At 60.5% G+C, this 16,383-nt stretch carries 13 protein-coding genes; 5 read left to right on the top strand and 8 right to left on the bottom strand.

From position 1 onward, the window contains the following. Positions 1-26 precede the first annotated feature (26 nt). From pstB to HJY11_RS10755, 4 genes are all read left to right on the top strand, one after another. Complete coding sequence (gene pstB / locus HJY11_RS10740; protein WP_208075958.1) at positions 27-809, top strand: phosphate ABC transporter ATP-binding protein PstB; 783 nt, start codon at positions 27-29, stop codon at positions 807-809. A gap of 79 nt (positions 810-888) precedes the next feature. Then, positions 889-1,566 (top strand): phosphate signaling complex protein PhoU, encoded by a 678-nt coding sequence (phoU, locus tag HJY11_RS10745; protein ID WP_368041579.1) that lies wholly within the window; start codon positions 889-891, stop codon positions 1,564-1,566. A gap of 41 nt (positions 1,567-1,607) precedes the next feature. Continuing rightward, positions 1,608-2,309: a response regulator transcription factor gene (locus HJY11_RS10750; RefSeq protein ID WP_438820431.1), complete on the top strand. Its 702-nt coding sequence runs from the start codon at positions 1,608-1,610 to the stop codon at positions 2,307-2,309. A 42-nt stretch (positions 2,310-2,351) separates the two neighbouring features. Beyond that, a complete protein-coding gene (locus HJY11_RS10755; protein ID WP_208075960.1) occupies positions 2,352-4,091 on the top strand; it encodes a HAMP domain-containing sensor histidine kinase in 1,740 nt (579 codons plus the stop codon). Positions 4,092-4,303: 212 nt separating this feature from the next. Here the strand turns inward: HJY11_RS10755 and HJY11_RS10760 are convergent, their stop codons facing one another. Continuing rightward, positions 4,304-5,782, bottom strand: coding sequence for a cation:proton antiporter (locus HJY11_RS10760; protein ID WP_208075961.1), 1,479 nt, complete (start codon positions 5,780-5,782; stop codon positions 4,304-4,306). 269 nt (positions 5,783-6,051) lie between these two features. On the opposite strand from HJY11_RS10760, the gene HJY11_RS10765 reads away from it, so the two are divergent. Next, complete coding sequence (locus HJY11_RS10765; protein ID WP_208075962.1) at positions 6,052-6,996, top strand: LysR substrate-binding domain-containing protein; 945 nt, start codon at positions 6,052-6,054, stop codon at positions 6,994-6,996. 58 nt (positions 6,997-7,054) lie between these two features. Here HJY11_RS10765 and HJY11_RS10770 read toward each other — a convergent pair whose 3' ends face one another. From HJY11_RS10770 to HJY11_RS10800, 7 genes are all read right to left on the bottom strand, one after another. After that, positions 7,055-8,755 carry a glycoside hydrolase family 13 protein gene (locus tag HJY11_RS10770; RefSeq protein ID WP_243764436.1) on the bottom strand — a complete coding sequence of 567 codons (1,701 nt, stop codon included), beginning with the start codon at positions 8,753-8,755 and terminating at the stop codon, positions 7,055-7,057. A gap of 139 nt (positions 8,756-8,894) precedes the next feature. Beyond that, positions 8,895-11,057 carry a Tex family protein gene (locus HJY11_RS10775; RefSeq protein WP_208075963.1) on the bottom strand — a complete coding sequence of 721 codons (2,163 nt, stop codon included), beginning with the start codon at positions 11,055-11,057 and terminating at the stop codon, positions 8,895-8,897. Positions 11,058-11,196: 139 nt separating this feature from the next. Then, positions 11,197-12,591 (bottom strand): DUF4340 domain-containing protein, encoded by a 1,395-nt coding sequence (locus HJY11_RS10780; RefSeq protein WP_208075964.1) that lies wholly within the window; start codon positions 12,589-12,591, stop codon positions 11,197-11,199. Continuing rightward, positions 12,592-14,058 carry a GldG family protein gene (locus tag HJY11_RS10785; protein ID WP_208075965.1) on the bottom strand — a complete coding sequence of 489 codons (1,467 nt, stop codon included), beginning with the start codon at positions 14,056-14,058 and terminating at the stop codon, positions 12,592-12,594. It lies immediately after the preceding gene. A 15-nt stretch (positions 14,059-14,073) separates the two neighbouring features. After that, positions 14,074-14,781: an ABC transporter permease gene (locus HJY11_RS10790; protein WP_208075966.1), complete on the bottom strand. Its 708-nt coding sequence runs from the start codon at positions 14,779-14,781 to the stop codon at positions 14,074-14,076. Beyond that, positions 14,781-15,806 (bottom strand): ABC transporter ATP-binding protein, encoded by a 1,026-nt coding sequence (locus HJY11_RS10795; RefSeq protein WP_208075967.1) that lies wholly within the window; start codon positions 15,804-15,806, stop codon positions 14,781-14,783. The genes HJY11_RS10790 and HJY11_RS10795 overlap by 1 nt, the downstream gene beginning before the upstream one ends. Positions 15,807-16,194: 388 nt before the next feature. Continuing rightward, a partial coding sequence (locus tag HJY11_RS10800; protein ID WP_208075968.1) for a hypothetical protein occupies positions 16,195-16,383 on the bottom strand: 189 nt, incomplete at its 5' end.

A 16,383-nucleotide genomic window follows, 5' to 3' on the forward strand; every position in this document is an offset into this window, starting at 1 on the left:
CGGCAGACGAGAAAGGCGGAAGAAACATGAGCAATGAGGCAGCGCGCACCGGTGAGCTGGGCGGCATCTCGGTCAGGAACCTAAATCTCTTCTACGGGGAGAGCCAGGCCCTGAAAAATGTCAACATGGACATCTACCCCAATGAGATCACCGCCTTCATCGGCCCCTCCGGCTGTGGAAAATCGACCTTTTTAAAGACCCTCAACCGGATGAACGACCTGGTGGATGGGGTGAAGATCACCGGTGAAGTGCGCATCGGCGGGCAGAACATCTACGACCCCCGGGTCGACGTGACCCTGCTGCGCAAGGCGGTGGGGATGGTCTTTCAAAAGCCCAACCCCTTCCCCATGAGCATCTACGACAACATCGCCTACGGGCCCCGCTGCCACGGGATCAAGGGCCGCCGGCAGCTCGACGCCATTGTGGAGGAGAGCCTGCGGGGCGCGGCCCTCTGGGACGAGGTGAAGGACCGGGTCAAAAAATCGGCCATGGGCCTCTCGGGCGGGCAGCAGCAGCGGCTGTGCATCGCCCGGGCCCTGGCGGTGCAGCCCGACATTCTGCTGATGGATGAGCCCACCTCGGCCCTCGACCCCATCTCCACCATGAAGATCGAGGAGCTGATGAGCAGCCTGAAAGAGCGGTATACAGTGGTGATCGTCACCCACAACATGCAGCAGGCCAGCCGCATCTCCGACCGCACCGCCTTTTTCCTGTTGGGGGAGATGGTGGAGTACGGCGAGACCGAGCAGATTTTTTCCATGCCGCAGGATAAACGGACCGAGGAGTACATCACCGGCCGCTTTGGCTGATGGCCGCGCCCCAAAATATGGCCGCAGCGATTGCGGTCAATCGCCCGTTTCGGTATACTGAGAAGGAGGAGAGCCCAGAGTGACGACGCGCAGCAATTTTGACAGACAGCTGGAGGCCCTGCACCTGGATTTGGTGCAGATGGGCGGGATGGTGCAGAAGGCCATCGAAGAGGGGATTCGCGCCCTCATGGAGCGGGACGGCGATCTGGCAGACCGGGTGGTGGCCGGCGACAAGGCCATCGACGACATGGAGCAGCAGATCGAGCGGACCTGCCTGCGGCTGCTGATGCACCAGCAGCCGGTGGCGCGGGACTTTCGCAGCGTCTTTGCGGCCCTCAAGATGATTACCGACCTGGAGCGCATTGCCGACCAGGCGGCCGACATCGCCAACCTGAGCCACCGCTTTACCGGGCAGAAGCTGATCGGGATGGTAGGGCACGTCCCCGCCATGGAGCGGGTGGCCAGGGAGATGGTGGAGAGCAGCATCTCCGCCTTTGTCCGCCAGGACCTGGCTGCCGCCCAGGACACCATCCGGCGGGACGACGAGATGGACGCCCTCTTTGGCCGGGTGAAGGATGAACTCATCGAGCTGCTGCGCAGCGGCGCAGCCGGCGAGGCGGCCGATCAGGCCATTGACGTGCTGATGGTGGCCAAGTACATGGAGCGCATCGGCGATCACGCAGTCAACGTCTGTGAGTGGGTCGAGTACCTGGTCACCGGCGTCCATCAGTCCGAAGAGCTAAACGAAGAGAGGTAGTGCACCCGACTGGGGGTGTGCAGGGGGAAAGGAGAGGCCTGATTTTGAAACAGCGCATCTACATTGCGGAGGACGACGGGGGCATTCGCGAACTGATCCGGTGCACTCTGGAGAGTTTTGGCTTTGATGCCTTTGAATTTCCCGACGGAGAGGCCCTTTTGAACCAGATTCAGCGGGAGGGAACGGTTCCCGACCTGGTCATCCTCGACATCATGATGCCGGTCAAAGACGGGCTGGAAACCCTGAAGGAGTTGCGGGAGCACGGTCTTACCGCCCGGGTGCCAGTGATTTTGGTGACTGCCAAGGACGCCGAGATCGACAAGGTGCGGGGACTGGATTTGGGGGCTGACGACTACATCACCAAGCCCTTTGGCATCCTTGAGCTCTCCTCCCGGGTCAAGGCCGTCCTCCGCCGCAGCGGCAGACCCCAGGAGGGGCCGGAGGTGCTGCGCGCAGGGGACCTGCGGCTGGACACCGGCCGGGTGGAGGTGCGCCAGGGCGAGCGGGAGGTGGAGCTCACCAACAAGGAGTTCAAACTTCTGGCCCTGTTGATGAAAAATGCCGGCATTGCCCTCCCCCGGGAGGAGATTCTCAACCGGGTCTGGGGGTACGATTACATCGGTGAGACCCGCACCCTGGACATGCACATCCGCTCCCTGCGCCAAAAGCTGGGGGACACGGCGGAAAACCCAAAATACATCAAGACGGTCCGCTCAGTGGGCTACAAATTCATTGCCGAATAGGGCCGCAAGCCGAGAGAGACGGCGGGAGGGAGAGTAGAGCCGATGAAAAAAGAAATTTTTCGCAAGACCCTCCTCCTCTGCACGGTGGCCATCCTCCTCTGTTCAGCGGTTTCGGTGGCGATCTTGCAGCGGGAGAGAAAGGATGAACAGGTGGCCTCGGTGGTCAGTGGGCTGCGGGCGCTCTCCGAAAACGCCCAGGGGCAGACCTCTACCGATGACTTCAACCGGGCGGCGAGAACCTTTTCCAGCAACTACGATGGCGCCCGGCTGACCATTGTCGACCAGAGTGGCCGGGTGGTGGGGGACTCCCACGAGGACCCGGCCACCATGGAAAACCACAGCGACCGCGAGGAGATCACCGAGGCCAAAGAGAGCGGCGTCGGCGTCTCCGAGCGCTGGTCGGACACCCTGGAGGGCCGCTTGCGCTATGTGGCGGTTCAGGCGGACAACGGCTACATCTACCGCGCCTCGGTGCGGGTGAGGAGCCTCAACCAAGCCTTTGTGAGCATCCTTCCGGCGGCGCTCATCAGCATCTTTGCCGCCGTCCTTTTCTCCGCTTTGGGAGCCAAGTTGGTGGCCAAAAAGATCGCCCGCCCGGTGGAGGAGATCGTGGAGGGGCTGCAAAACATCGACAACGGCGATTACAGCCGCCTTCCTCTGCCCGACTGCGACGAGCTCGCCTCTCTGGTGGTCAGTATCAACACCCTTTCCGAAAACATCGATCACACCCTGAAAGACCTGCGGGGAGAGAGGCAAAAGACCCTTTTTTTGTTGGACAATGTACAGGAGGGGCTGCTGGCCTTGGACAGAGATACCCGGGTCATCACCGTCAACCGGGCGGCGGCCGCCTTTTTGCAGGTGCCGCCGGGCCGGGTGGCGGGACAGACCATCTCCCACCTGACCACCAACAAGGCCCTCATCGACGCGGTGTTGGCGGCGGTGGAGGGACCCGAGTCCCTCGGCTCTGCCTTTGACCTGGACGACCGGGAGGGGGAGAAGGCCCTGCTGTGCAGTGTTCTCCCGGTGCAGGCCGACTGGATTGAGGGGGGACAGGGGGCCATTGTGGTGCTGCGGGATGTGACCGAGGAGCGCCGCCGCCAGCAGATGCGCAGCGAGTTCTTTCAAAACGCCTCCCACGAACTCAAGACCCCCATTACCTCCATCGGCGGATTTGCCCAGCTGTTGCAGAGCGGAATGGTCACCGAGGAAGAGACCCGCCAGCGCTACCTTCACAACATTGAGAAAGAGACCGGGCGGATGGCCGAGCTCATCGGCGACATCCTCAAGATCTCCCGCTATGAAGAGGGCGCGGTACCCCGCAACGAACAGGTCGACCTGACGGCGGTGGCCGGTGAGGTGATGGAGCGGCTGCAGCCGGTGGCTGACCGGCAGAGCATTTCCCTGGAAATGGAGAGCCGGGGTGACGACCTGCGGCTCTGGGGCTCCAAGAAGGACATGGAGGACCTCATCGGCAACCTCTGCGACAACGCCGTCAAGTACAACCGCCCTGGGGGCTCGGTGCGCTTGTTGCTCACCGCCCTGCCCGAAGAGGTGCAGATCGCGGTGGAGGACACCGGTGTCGGCATCCCCACCGCCCAGTTGAGCCGGGTGTTCGAGCGATTTTATCGGGTGGAAAAAGATCGAAACAAAAAGGTGGGGGGGACCGGCCTGGGGTTGGCCATCGTCAAACACATCTGCGCCCTGTACGGCGGCCGGGTGGACATCCAGAGTGCCGAGGGCAAAGGGACGACTGTTACCGCAGTTCTCCGGAGAGAGCGGTAAAAAAGGATACGGGGGCTGCCGCTCCGTGTGAAAGGGGAAAAGCGGTCGGCGATCGTGACAGCCACGGCGCGTTGAGCGGTTCATTTATCAAAAGAAAAGGGGCAGGTGACCCGCGATGGGTTGCCTGCCCTTTCCTTTTGGGGGAGGGATTTATGGAGGCGCCGTGGCGAGCCCCCTTGGAGGGTGGGGGTGAAAGGGCGACATCGCCCCCGTCAGGCGTGGGCGGGTGTTTTGTTCTTGGCCTTTTTCTTCTCTTTGCCGGCAGATACCTGGAGAGCGGCAGAGGACTTTGCCCCCTCGGCAGGGGGCAGCGGCTCCTCTCCCAGGTGGGCGGCCTCCCACTGGAGCCGGGCTTTCAGCCGCAGGGCGGCGGCTTTTTCCTCGGCCCGTAGACGGGCGGCTTCCGCTCGCTGGGCCCGCCTTTGCAGACGGGCGGCCCGGTGCTGGGCCCAGGGGCTGGCGGAAGGGACCGTCTGCTCCGCCAAAGGGGTTTCCCCATCGGGGATGGAGTGACTCAAGTGCAGCGAGAGTTTGGCGCAGGCCGGCCCCACCATCTCGTACATCACCCCGGAGGAGAGGATGATGGTGGAGAGCATGGTGCCCATGTCGGGCGGCAGCATCCGCTGGCCAAGGACAGCCAGGCCGATGGAGACCCCCGCCTGGGGCACCAGGGCCAACCCCAGGTATTTGCGGATGTCGTCGGAGGAGCGGCCGATCTTGGCGCCCAGCCAAGCACCCAGGTATTTGCCGAGGATGCGGACGAAGAAGTAGACTACCCCGATCACCCCGGCAGTGGCCAGAGAGGGGACATTGAGTCGCAGTCCGGAGAGGACGAAAAACATCAGCAGGATGGGTGGGGTAAAGCCGCCGACCTGTTTAAAGAGTTTTTTGCTGTGACTGACATTGACATAGACCATTCCCATGGCCATGCAGGTCAGCAGAGGAGAGACCCCCAGCAGCATGCAGAGGCCGGAGAGCCCCAGAATAAACCCGGTCACCAGCACTAGCCGGTGATAGTTGGAGCGCCGATCGCTGATGAAGATGTTGAGAATAAAGCCGCTGAGAGAGCCCATGGCGATGGCCACCAGGTTGAAGATCACCGGCAGGATCAGCACCGACCAGTCCAGGCTGCCGCCCTCCATGTTCTGGGCCAGGGCTGCACAGATGCTGAAAGCGATGAGGGCCACCGCGTCGTCCAGAGCCACCACCTGCAAGATCGTGTTGACAAATTCACCTTTGGCCCTGTACTGCTTAATGGTCATGATGGTAGAGGCCGGGGCTGTGGCGCAGCCGATGGCCCCTAGCAGCAGGGAGAAGGGAATGGAGAGGTGAAAGAGGAAGATCATGGTCAGGGTGATGATCACCCCGGCGGTCAGGGATTCAAAGACGGTGACAATGAGCACCTGGGCGCCGCTCTTTTTCAGGGCGGCGAGTTTGAAGTAGCGCCCCACGTCAAAGGCAATGAAAGAGAGGGCCACGTCGGTGACAAAATCCATTCGGGTGACCATCTCGGCGGGCACCACCCCCAGCACATAGGGACCCAGCAGCACGCCTGCCAGAATGTAGCCAGTGACGTTAGGCAGGTGCAGCCGCTTGGTGAGCCGGGTAAAGGCAAAGCCGGCGAAGAGGATGACCGCCAGGGTCAGAACGATGGCGGCCGCGGGATTGGTTTGCAGCAGGGTTTCCAGCATGGGACACATCTCCTTTTATGAGAGGTTGGGGGTGTATAAAAGGCGCCAGAGAGGCGGCGAATAAAGCAGGGCAGACCGGGCGTGGCGGCCCGGTCTGTTCATCGGGCCGGCAAGGGGCCCAGAAGGAACTTTACGTGAATTTTACAATTCATCTCTGTACGTTGATTATATGTTGAAAGTGTGATAATATCAAATTATATTTTATACAGGTCATATAAATACAATTGATAATAGAGCGCTTGCTTGCCAGAGAGAGGGGGACATCCGCCGTGCTCGACACCAAAATCAGCACCCTGCTGCGGGTCATCGACGAGGGCAGCTACACCGCCGCCGCCAAAAAGCTGGCCTTGACCCAGCCGGCTGTCAGCCACCACATTCAGATGTTGGAACAGAAATACGGCATTCAAATCTTCTACAAAAACAAGAAAAAGCTGGTTTTGACGCCGGAAGGGCTGATTTTGGAGAAATATGCCCGCCGCGCCTGGGCTGTCTCCGCCGCAGCTGACCAGGCACTTAAGGACAGCCGCAAAAACATCAAACACCTGACCATCGCCATTACCCCCACCGTGGGAGAGAATCTGTTGCCCCAAGTCATTGCCACCTACTGCAATCGCCACCCCAACATGCACATTAATATCATTACAGATACTATAAATACAATTGATAATATGCTCCACACCTTTGCCGCCGACATCGCCATCATCGAGGGGGAGATCTACGGTCCCTCCTTTGTGTCAGTGCTGCTGGACACCGACTACCTCTGCCTGGTGGTCTCGCCCCAGCACCGTTTTGCCCAGCGCAGCAGCGTCGGACTGGAAGAGCTCAAGAGCGAGAAGTTCATCCTCCGCTCCCAGAGCGCCGGCACCCGCCGCCTCTTTGAGAGTTATCTCCAAGGCCATTTCGAGAGTATCCAGAACTTCAACGTCATCATCCAAATCGACAACGTCGCCACCATCAAAGAGCTGGTGGCCCTCAACCTGGGGGTCTCGGTCATCGGACACAGTGCCTGTGTCGAGGAGGAGCGCACCGGCCGGCTGGCAGTGGTCCCCATCGAAAACGCCAGCATGGCCCGCAAGATCAACATGGTGCACCGCAAGGAGTTCTCCCACACCGAGATACTGGAGGAGCTGCGCAGCATCTACAACGCCATCCAGGCCGGCCAGTCTGACCTGGCGGTGGGGATCGAGGGACTTCCCTCCGCCTCCTCCATGTAAAGAAAAAATCCCCCCTCCCGCCGCAGCAGGAGGGGGGATTTTGTGTGCAGAAAGGGGATCACCCCTCTTTTACCAGGGTAAAGGACTCGTAGGGGCGCAGGGTGATGACCGGGGCGATCACCAGCTCGGGGTAGTTCTGCAGCAGCACCGAGGTGCGGTCACTCAAAAACTCCTCCGGCAGGTGGAACTCAATTTCCTCCCCGGTGAAGTTGGAGAGGCAGAAGAGAGCCTGGTCTTCAAACCGGCGGATGTAGCCGAAGGTCTTGTCGCAGTCGGGGTGGTAGAGCTCCATGTTCCCGTAGGCAATCACATCCCACTGTTTGCGCTTGGCAATCAGCTCCCGGTAGAAGTTGAGGATCGAATCCGGGTCCTCCTCCTGGCTGGCCACATTGATCTCCCGGTAGTTGTCATTGACCTCGATCCAGGGGGTGCCGGCGGTGAAACCGGCGTTTTTGCCGTCGTTCCACTGCATGGGGGTGCGACCGTTGTCCCGCGCCCGGTCGCAGAAGACCTTCAGCAGGGCCTCGTCGCTCTCGCCGGCGGCCTTGCGTTCCTTGTAGGTGTTAAAGACCTCCACGTCCCGGAACTTTTCCACGCTGTCGTAGTGGACGTTGGTCATCCCGATCTCGTCTCCCTGGAAGATGTAGGGGGTGCCCTGCATCATGTAGAAGCAGTTGGCCAACATCTTGGCCGACTCCTTCCAGTAGGCCCCGTCGTCTCCAAAGCGGGAGACGGCCCGGGGCTGGTCGTGGTTGTCCATAAAGAGGGCCTGCCAGCCCTGGCCATGCAGTCCCTGCTGCCACTCCAGCGCCGTCTTTTTAAAGAGGGGCAGGTCCAATGGTTTGGGGGAGAACTTGTCAAAACCCTCCTGGTCGATGTTGAGCAGGTCGAAGAGGTAGAGCATGTTCAGCTCCCGCCGGTCGGGACCACAGTACTGGCGGGCAGTCTCCATGTCCACATAGGCCACCTCGGCCACTGTCATCATCCCGTATTTGCCAAACACCCGCTCATTTAAGTCGCGAAAATGCTCGTTGACCCGGGGCTTGTTGGCGTAGTGCTGGTTGGCAAAGCCGTACTTGCTGCCGGGCATCGGCTCCACATCGGGGAAGTCCGGCTCCTTGTAGAGGTAGTTGATGGCGTCCAGCCGAAAGCCGTCCACCCCTCTGTCCACCCAGAACTTGAGGATGTCCACCACCTCGTCCACCACCTTGGGATTTTCCCAGTTGAGGTCGGGCTGTTTGACGGCAAAGGTGTGCAGGTAGTATTCGCCGGTGGGCTGGTTGTACTCCCAGATACTGCCGCCAAAGACCGAGGCCCAGTTGGATGGCTCGGCCCCGTTTTTTCCCTCGCGGAAGATGTAGTAGTCGTGGTAGGGGCTGTCCTTGGACTGGCGGGCCGCCTCAAACCAGGGGTGTTCATCGCTGGTGTGGTTGCCCACAAAGTCCATTACAAAGCGCATCCCCCTGGCGTGGATGCCATCCACCATCTCCTGCCACTGCTCCATGGTGCCGAAGGCCGGGTCGATGGCCCGGTAGTCGGCCACATCGTAGCCGTTGTCTGCCTTGGGGCTCACAAAGTAGGGGCAGGACCAGACCACGTCCACCCCCAAACTCTTGATGTAGTCGAGCTTTTGGGAGATGCCCGCCAGGTCTCCCTCGCCGTCCCCGTCTGAATCGAAGAAGCTGCGGGGGTAAATCTGGTAGACGGTGGCACTGCGCCACCAGTCGGGGTCTTGCATCAATCTCTTGTTGGTTTCCATTGGCTGTTCCTCCTAAAAAGAATAGACTCTCTTCAGGTGATGACAGAGGGGCCTCTGCCTGCCCTAAATGCTCTACCCCCATTAAACGGGAGTTTGTGCCGCCTGTCAAGCGCTTTGGGTGAATTTTTGTCCCCCGCCCTCAAGGTTCCAACATGGTCAGGGAAATCCGTCCGCGGCCGGTGTCCACCTCCAGCACCCAAACGGTGACCACGTCCCCCACCTTCACCACGTCCAGCGGGTGTTTGACAAACCGCTTGGAGAGGCGAGAGATGTGCACCAGCCCATCCTGGTGAACGCCAATGTCCACAAAGGCGCCAAAGTCCACAATGTTTCGCACCGTGCCGGTGAGTTTCATCCCCGGCTTCAGGTCCTTGATGTCCATCAGGTCCTGGCGCAAAACCGGCTGGGGCAACTCGTCCCGAGGGTCCCGTCCCGGCTTTTGCAACTCCTGGGCAATGTCCTTTAGGGTGTAGGAGCCGGCACCGGTGGCCGCCTCCAGCGCCTCCTCCGAAAAGGGGGCCAGCTTTTCCCCCAATCCCGCCAGACCGCCGCCCGCCAGATCGGCCGGCTTGCAGCCGCAGAGGGCCAGCAACTTCTTGGCGGCGGGGTAGCTTTCCGGGTGGACGGCGGTGCGGTCCAGCGGGTTTTTCCCGCCGGGGATGCGCAGGAACCCCGCTGCTTGCTTGTAGGCCTTGGGCCCCAGCTTGGGCACCGCCAGCAGCTCCCGCCGCTCGGCAAAGGGGCCCAGTTCCTCCCGCCGAGCAACGATGTTCTGGGCCACGGCGGCCGAAATGCCCGACACCTGTGCCAGCAGGGAGGGAGAGGCGGTGTTCAAGTCCACCCCCACGGTGTTGACGCAGTCCTCCACCACCCCTTCCAGGGCCTGGCGCAACTCTTTTTTTGGCATGTCGTGCTGGTACTGCCCCACGCCGATGGCCTCGGGGTCGATCTTCACCAGTTCGGCCAGCGGGTCCTGCAGCCGCCGGGCGATGGAGACGGCGCTGCGCAGGGAGACGTCAAACTGGGGGAACTCCTTTGCCGCCAGAGGGGAGGCCGAGTAGACCGAAGCACCCGCCTCGCTCACCACCGCATAGGAGACATCCAGTCCGTTCTCCCGGATCAGGTCGGCCACAAAGATTTCCGATTCCTTGGAGGCGGTGCCGTTGCCGATAGAGATGACCTCCACCCCATACCGGCGAATGAGTTTCAGCAGGGTGCGGGCCGCCTCGGCCACCTTTTTCTGGGGCGGGGTGGGGTAGACCACCGCCGTCTCCAACACCTTGCCGGTGGCGTCCACCACTGCAATTTTGCAGCCGGTGCGATAGGCGGGGTCCAACCCCAACACCACCTTGTCCCGCACAGGGGGCTGCATCAGCAGCTGTTTTAGATTGGCCCCAAAGACCCGAATGGCCCCCTGGCAAGCCGTTTCGGTGAGGGTGGCCCGCAACTCTCTAAAGGCTGAGGGCAGAATCAACCGGTCGAAGGCATCCTCTCCGGCCCGGCGGAGAAACTCGCCGTAGGGGTGGCGCGCCCCGGGGTATTTGCTCTGGGCGATGGCCAGAGCTCGGTCCCGGTCGAAGTCCAGCGAGACCTTTAAAAACCCCTCTTTTTCGCCCCGGTCGATGGCCAGCACCCGGTGTCCCGCCACCGAGCGCACCGGCTCTCGGTAAGACAGGTAGTTTTTGTAGACGCTTTCGGCGCAGCCATCCTTCCCCTCGCAGCAGAGAGCGGCTGACGCGGTGAAAAATTGCCGCAGCCGGCGGCGGATAGCCGGATCGTCTGAAATCTCTTCCGCCAGAATGTCCATGGCCCCCTGTAAGGCCTCTTCAGGAGTGATGAGGCCCTCTTCCCCGGTGCAGTAGGCCCGCGCCTCTTCCAGGGCGGGGCCGCCGGGACGGCCGTCCGGCCGCTTCCCGCTGCGCAGGGTGTCCGCCAGGGGGACTAGCCCCCGCTCCTTGGCCATCGAGGCGCGGGTTCTCCGCTTGGGCCGGTAGGGCCGGTAGAGGTCCTCCAACTCAGTAAGGGTGTTGGCCCCCTCCACCGCCCGGCGCAGTTCCCCGGTGAGGGCCCCCGCCTTTTCAATGGAGGCCAATACCTCCCCCTTGCGCTCCTCCAGCCCCCGCAGGTAGTGCAGCCGCTCGGCCAGCTGGCGCAACAGCTGGTCGTCCAGATTCCCGGTCTGCTCCTTGCGGTAGCGGGCGATAAAGGGGATGGTGTTGCCGCCGTCGATGAGCTTGACGGCCGCCTCCACCTGCTTGGGGGCCACCGACAGTTCGGCGCCCAATCTCTGGTTGATGTCCATCTTTTCCCGTCCCTTCTCTCAGAGTCTCTACCCCGCAGCCCGCAAAAAAGGGGCGGCCGGCGGCAGAATGCCGAACAGCGGCCGCCCCTTTGTCAGGGCTTGTGGGGATGTGGTTCCAGCGGAGCCGCCGAAAGGGGCTCTAATAGGAGGCGGTGACCGCCTCGCCGGCGATCAGGGCCTTGACCCCGTTTTTCATGGCGTCGCCGGCGGCCTTGCGGACTGCGTACTGGGCAGTGCCGTCCACCCGCACCGCCAGGCGCCGGTTTTCGTAGCTGCACAGCTCCACCCGGCGGGTTCCGCCGTCTTTCAGGTGGAAGGTGATCGCCACCTCTGTCTCTCCGATGCGCTCGGGCGCGTCGGCCGTGTACTCGCTGCGCAGGCTGCAAAAGAGCTTGTAGGCGTCCTTAAAGGAGGCGGCGTCAAGTTCCTTTCCCCCGTAGGTGGCCTTGCTTTGGGCCGCGTCGGCAATGTCAAAGCGATAGCGCTCTCCGTCAAAGGCAACCTCCACCGCCGACACCTGATCCATGGCCGGGGCGCAAAGGGCCTTGGTGGCCATCTGATAGGGGGTACAGTCCAGCCAGGTGACCACATAATCGGCTATCCGGTAGATTACCGGAATGCCCTCCTTCATGGCGTAGTAGCCGTCGCCTTCCTTCTTGCCGATGAGGATGCGGGTGAAATCCTCGCCCTCCCCCAGTTCGATGGTGGAGAGGGGATCCTTCAGCCCGGCGGCGGCCAGCTGCTCTTCGGTGGGGTTCAGAACTTTGGCGGAAGAGGCTTGAATCCGCATCAGATCAGCAAAGGTCTCGTGAAAGTACTCAGGGTCCACATAGGCGGTGACCGGCGAGGTCATTTGGTACTTGTAATAGGTGCCGTAGCCGTCGATGACGTTCTGGTCGCCGATGTTGTTTACCGCAAAGAAGCCGTTTTTGTTGGTGAAGCGAAAGCTGGTGACGTTGTCGCTGGAGGTGTCGTCAAAGGGGGAGAGGTAGAGGTCGGCAAAGTCCAGAACCGACCCGGTCAGAAAGGAGACCGGCGCCAGACTGATGCCGTAGATGGTGTTTTCCCCCTTGAGTTTGAAGTAGTAGCCGTTGTTCCCTGTATAGGGATCGCCGAACTCCAGTTCCAGCTTGCCCCCGTCGGTGTATTCAATGGTGGCAAAGGCGGTGGGGTTGTCCAGCCCGAACTCGGCGGCCTTCTCCAGGTTTTCGGCCACCAGGGTCTCGGCCGAGAGTTCCGCCGCATAGCGGGCGCAGTTGGTCAGGTCAGTGCGGTCGATGGGCACCCCGTTGTCCTGCAGCAGGGGAACGGTCCACTCCTCGGTACCGGTGCGCTCGAAGGTGTAGCTGCCCAGTTCGTTTTCCACCGTGATTTTCTGCACCTGGTCGGAGGTGCGTTGGCTCAGGGGAATGGTAATCTTGTGCTCTCCCTCGTCGTCCCCTTTGGGCCAGAGGAGCAGAGCCCCCACCAGTACCGCCGCCAGCAGCACCACCCCACCCAGGATCAGCAGAGTCTTTTTTTGGCGTTTGTTCATTTACAGGTGCCTCCTGCGAAGGAAAACAAAGGCGCCCACCGCCAGGCAGCCAACCGGCAACACCCCGATGAAGAGGATGCGCATGAAGCTGGCCCCGTCCGAGGCGATGTCCAGGTATTTGGCTGCCATGTCCTTGGGGGCGATGATGACCTGGCTGTCCCGGCCGGTGAGGGTGCCGGTCAGTTCCACCAGGAAGTCGGCGTTGGCAAAGGCCGAGTTCTGAATGATCTCACTGGCGCCGTAATAGACGCTGCCGCAGGCCACCACGTTGGAGGTTTTCTGCTGGCCGCCCACCTCGACTTTGTTCTGCCCCAGCAGCATGATGGGCACATAACCGGTGACAAAATCGGTGATGGAGGCGTTCTTGTCCGCGTCCGGCGGGATGATCCCCGAGTCGGCCGACATCCGAATCAGCAGGGTGGTGGAGCGGCTGCCGCTGTTTTTGAAGGCGGCGGTCAGGGGCCGGCAGTAGGGGATATAAGGAACTTTCCCCTTGTTGAGACAGTTCTCGGTATAGACCGAGTCGCTGTTGAGGACGTTGACGGCGTTGAACTGGTCCTGAATGATGAAGTTGCTGCCGTTTTCAAAGGCCACGCCCGGCTCGACGATGATCCCCCACTCCTCCAGAAACGCCTCCAGGTTGGGCAGTTCGGGCTGGTCGTTGGCGGCAAAGTAAAAGACGGTCTTGCCATACTGCCCGCCGTTTTGCAAAAAGGCGTCCAGCTTTTCAATCTCCTCCGGCGAGTAGTCGGTGGAGGGACCGTAGATGATCACCGCGTCGGCCTCAGGGTCGATGTCCTCGGTGCCGATGTTCTGGTTTTTCACCGTGTAGTTGTTCTGCCCCAGCAGTTCAGTGACGCTGGTGGCGTCGTACTCGTTGTGCCCCGAGAGCAGCGAGACCTTGGTGGTGTTTTCCGAGGTGACCACCAGAATGGCCGAGGCCAAAGCGTTCTCCGCCTTGGAGGAGAGGATCCGCAGGTAGCTGTTGGCCACCACCTGGGTGTTAAACAGGTCCACCGAGCTAATCTGCATCTTCCGGTCGCCGCTGACCACCAGCACGTCGTTTTCCTGCAGGGTCAGGTCGCTGAACTGGGATTGGAAGTTGGGGTCGCGCACCATGTTGACGTACTGCAAGGTGATTTGGTCACTGGCGTTGGCAAAATACTGAAAGACCTCGTTGGCCTGGGTGAAACTGGGATCTTTGGCGGCCGAGTTGCCGGAGCCGCCAGCCACAAAGTTGGCCTCGTCGTTGAGCACGTAGATGGTCACCGGCTGGTCTAAGTTTGCCAGCAACTCGTCCACCTCTTCGCTGATGTTAAAGGCAGAGGCGGCGGTGGTGTCCAGCCGCAGGGTAACGCGCTGGCTCAACAGATTCACCGCCACGTTCACCGCAATGGCGATCACCAGTACGCCCAGGGTGAGCAGGGTGGCAAAGCTGCCATATCGAAATTTTTTGCTTTTCTTCATTGGTTGCATCTCCTATCAGCTCCAGCGGCGCTTGTCGATAATCCGAATGGTGAAGAATATGAACAGGCCGGTCAGGGTCAGCATAAACAGCACCGACGGCAGGTCGATGAGGCCGATGGTGAAGTTGGCGTAGTACTGGGTGATGGAAAGCCCCAGCATGGCCTTGCTGATGGGGGTTATGGTGATCGCCTTGGCCAGGGTGTCGAAGTAGAGGATGTAGAAGAAGTTGAAAATAAAGCTGATGATAACCGCCACGATTTGGTTTTCCGTCAGGGCCGAGATGAAGCCGCCGATGGCAATCAGCGCCGCCCCCGCCAGAGCGAAGCCCAAGAAGGAGGTGAGGATGGTCCCCCACGGCACGGCCGAGTAACCCGACATCACCAGGGCGTAGAGCAGGGTCACCACCCCGCCGCACATGTACATGCCAAAAGCCGAGAGGAATTTGCCCCCCACCAGTCCCCCCAGGGTCACAGGGGAGGTCAACAGCAGCTGGTCGGTCTTCTGCTTTTTGTCCTCGCTGTACATCCGCATGGTGAGGATGGGCACCAGAATAAAGTTTGCGTTGAAGAGGTAGGTGAAGAGCGAGTACATGCTGGTGGTCTTTTCGGCGATATTGTTGCTGTAAAAGAGGAAGCCGGAGAAGGCGAAGAAAGCCGCCAGATAAATGTAGCCGATGGTCGAAGTGAAATAGGCGCGGAACTCCCGCTTGAAAATCGCTTTCATTACTCCTCTTCACCTCCATCTGTCTCTTTTTTCTTCCGGCCAAAGGAGAAGCGCCGCTTCTTGCCCTCGCTCTTCTCCTCCTTCGAGGTCTGGGCGTCGTCCTGAATCAGGTGCAGGAAGATGTCCTCCAGGGACATCTCGCTCCCCTTCAAACCCAGCATCTGCCAGCCGTGCTTGCTCAACAGGTCGAAGAGACCGGCCCGCACATCTTTGCCCTCCTCGGGCTCAATGGTGTACTCCACCGAGCCGTCGGTCTTTTCGCCCAGCGGCAGGACCCGAGCCACCCCGTCCATGGCGCTGACGGCGGCCACCACTTCGCTTTGGGGCCCGACGATCCGCGCCTGCAATTTGGTGTTGCCTGCCAAGCTGCGGGAGAGATTGTCCGGCGTGTCGTCGGCAACCAGTTTGCCCTTGTTGATGACGATCACCCGTTCGCAGATGGCCTGTACCTCCGGCAGGATGTGGGAGGAGAGGATGACGGTGTGCTTTTTCCCCAGGTCCTTGATCAGGTTGCGAATGTCGATGATCTGCTGGGGATCAAGGCCCACGGTGGGCTCGTCCAAAATCAGTACGTCGGGGGCGCCCACCAGGGCACCGGCGACCCCCACGCGCTGTTTGTATCCCTTGGAGAGGTTTTTGATCAGCCGCCCATAGACGTGCTCGATCTTCACCGTGCGGCAAATTTCCGCCAAGTGCTGCTCCCGGGGCAGGGTGCACTTTTTTAGCTCATAGACAAAGCCCAGGTATTCCTTTACCGTCATGTCCAGGTAGAGCGGCGGCAGCTCGGGCAGATAGCCGATGTGCTTTTTTGCCTCCAGCGGCTCCTCCAGGATGTCGTGGCCGTCGATGAGAACGGTTCCCGAAGTGGAGGAGAGATAGCCGGTGATCATGTTCATGGTGGTGGATTTGCCGGCACCGTTGGGCCCCAAAAAGCCCAGGATCTCCCCCTTGTTGATGGTGAAGCTGATGTCGTCCACAGCGCGCTTGCTGCCGTACTGCTTCACGAGGTTTTTGACTTCTATCATCTTGATAACCGCGCCTTTCCTGGCCGGGCGGTTGCCCATCCGGCCGTATTGATAGAGTGGTTTGCGGCCCTGCCGCCGCCGGGGCGCCCTTGTCTCTGCCCGGCTGTGCCAGCGGACCGGCCGGTGAGAAAGGGCTCCTCACCGCACCGAATACACTTTCTCATTATATACGAATTGCCCCCGTTCGGCAATGAATTTGCCTCCATTCCTTTGTGAAAAGTGGGTGAAGCCCGCCGCCCCTGCCCCAAGTTTTTTTTGCAAAAGGGATAAATGGGTGTATATTGTTGGCCGGTTGAGGGCAGACTTTCCCCGTATCGCAGTTGCCCGCCCTTTTTGTTTTTCCCTGTCTTCCTATTAAATGGGCCAAATAAAATGGAGTCGATACCCTTCAGCCGGACTCTACATCTGGTATAAATTGAGGGGAAAGGTCAAGCTTTAACCCATCAAAAAATACTCTGGGGACAAGCTGAAAAGTTTTTTTAAAAACTCTCAGAAAAGCGGTTGACAGGCGGTTGTGTGCTGTGGTATTATACAAAAGCTGTCCGCGAGGGGAGCGCACGGGAGTGCGGTTTCCGAG

The sequence above is a fragment of the Bittarella massiliensis (ex Durand et al. 2017) genome (genome assembly GCF_017566145.1).
In the GTDB taxonomy this organism is placed as follows: Bacteria; Bacillota; Clostridia; order Oscillospirales; family Ruminococcaceae; genus Bittarella; species Bittarella massiliensis_A.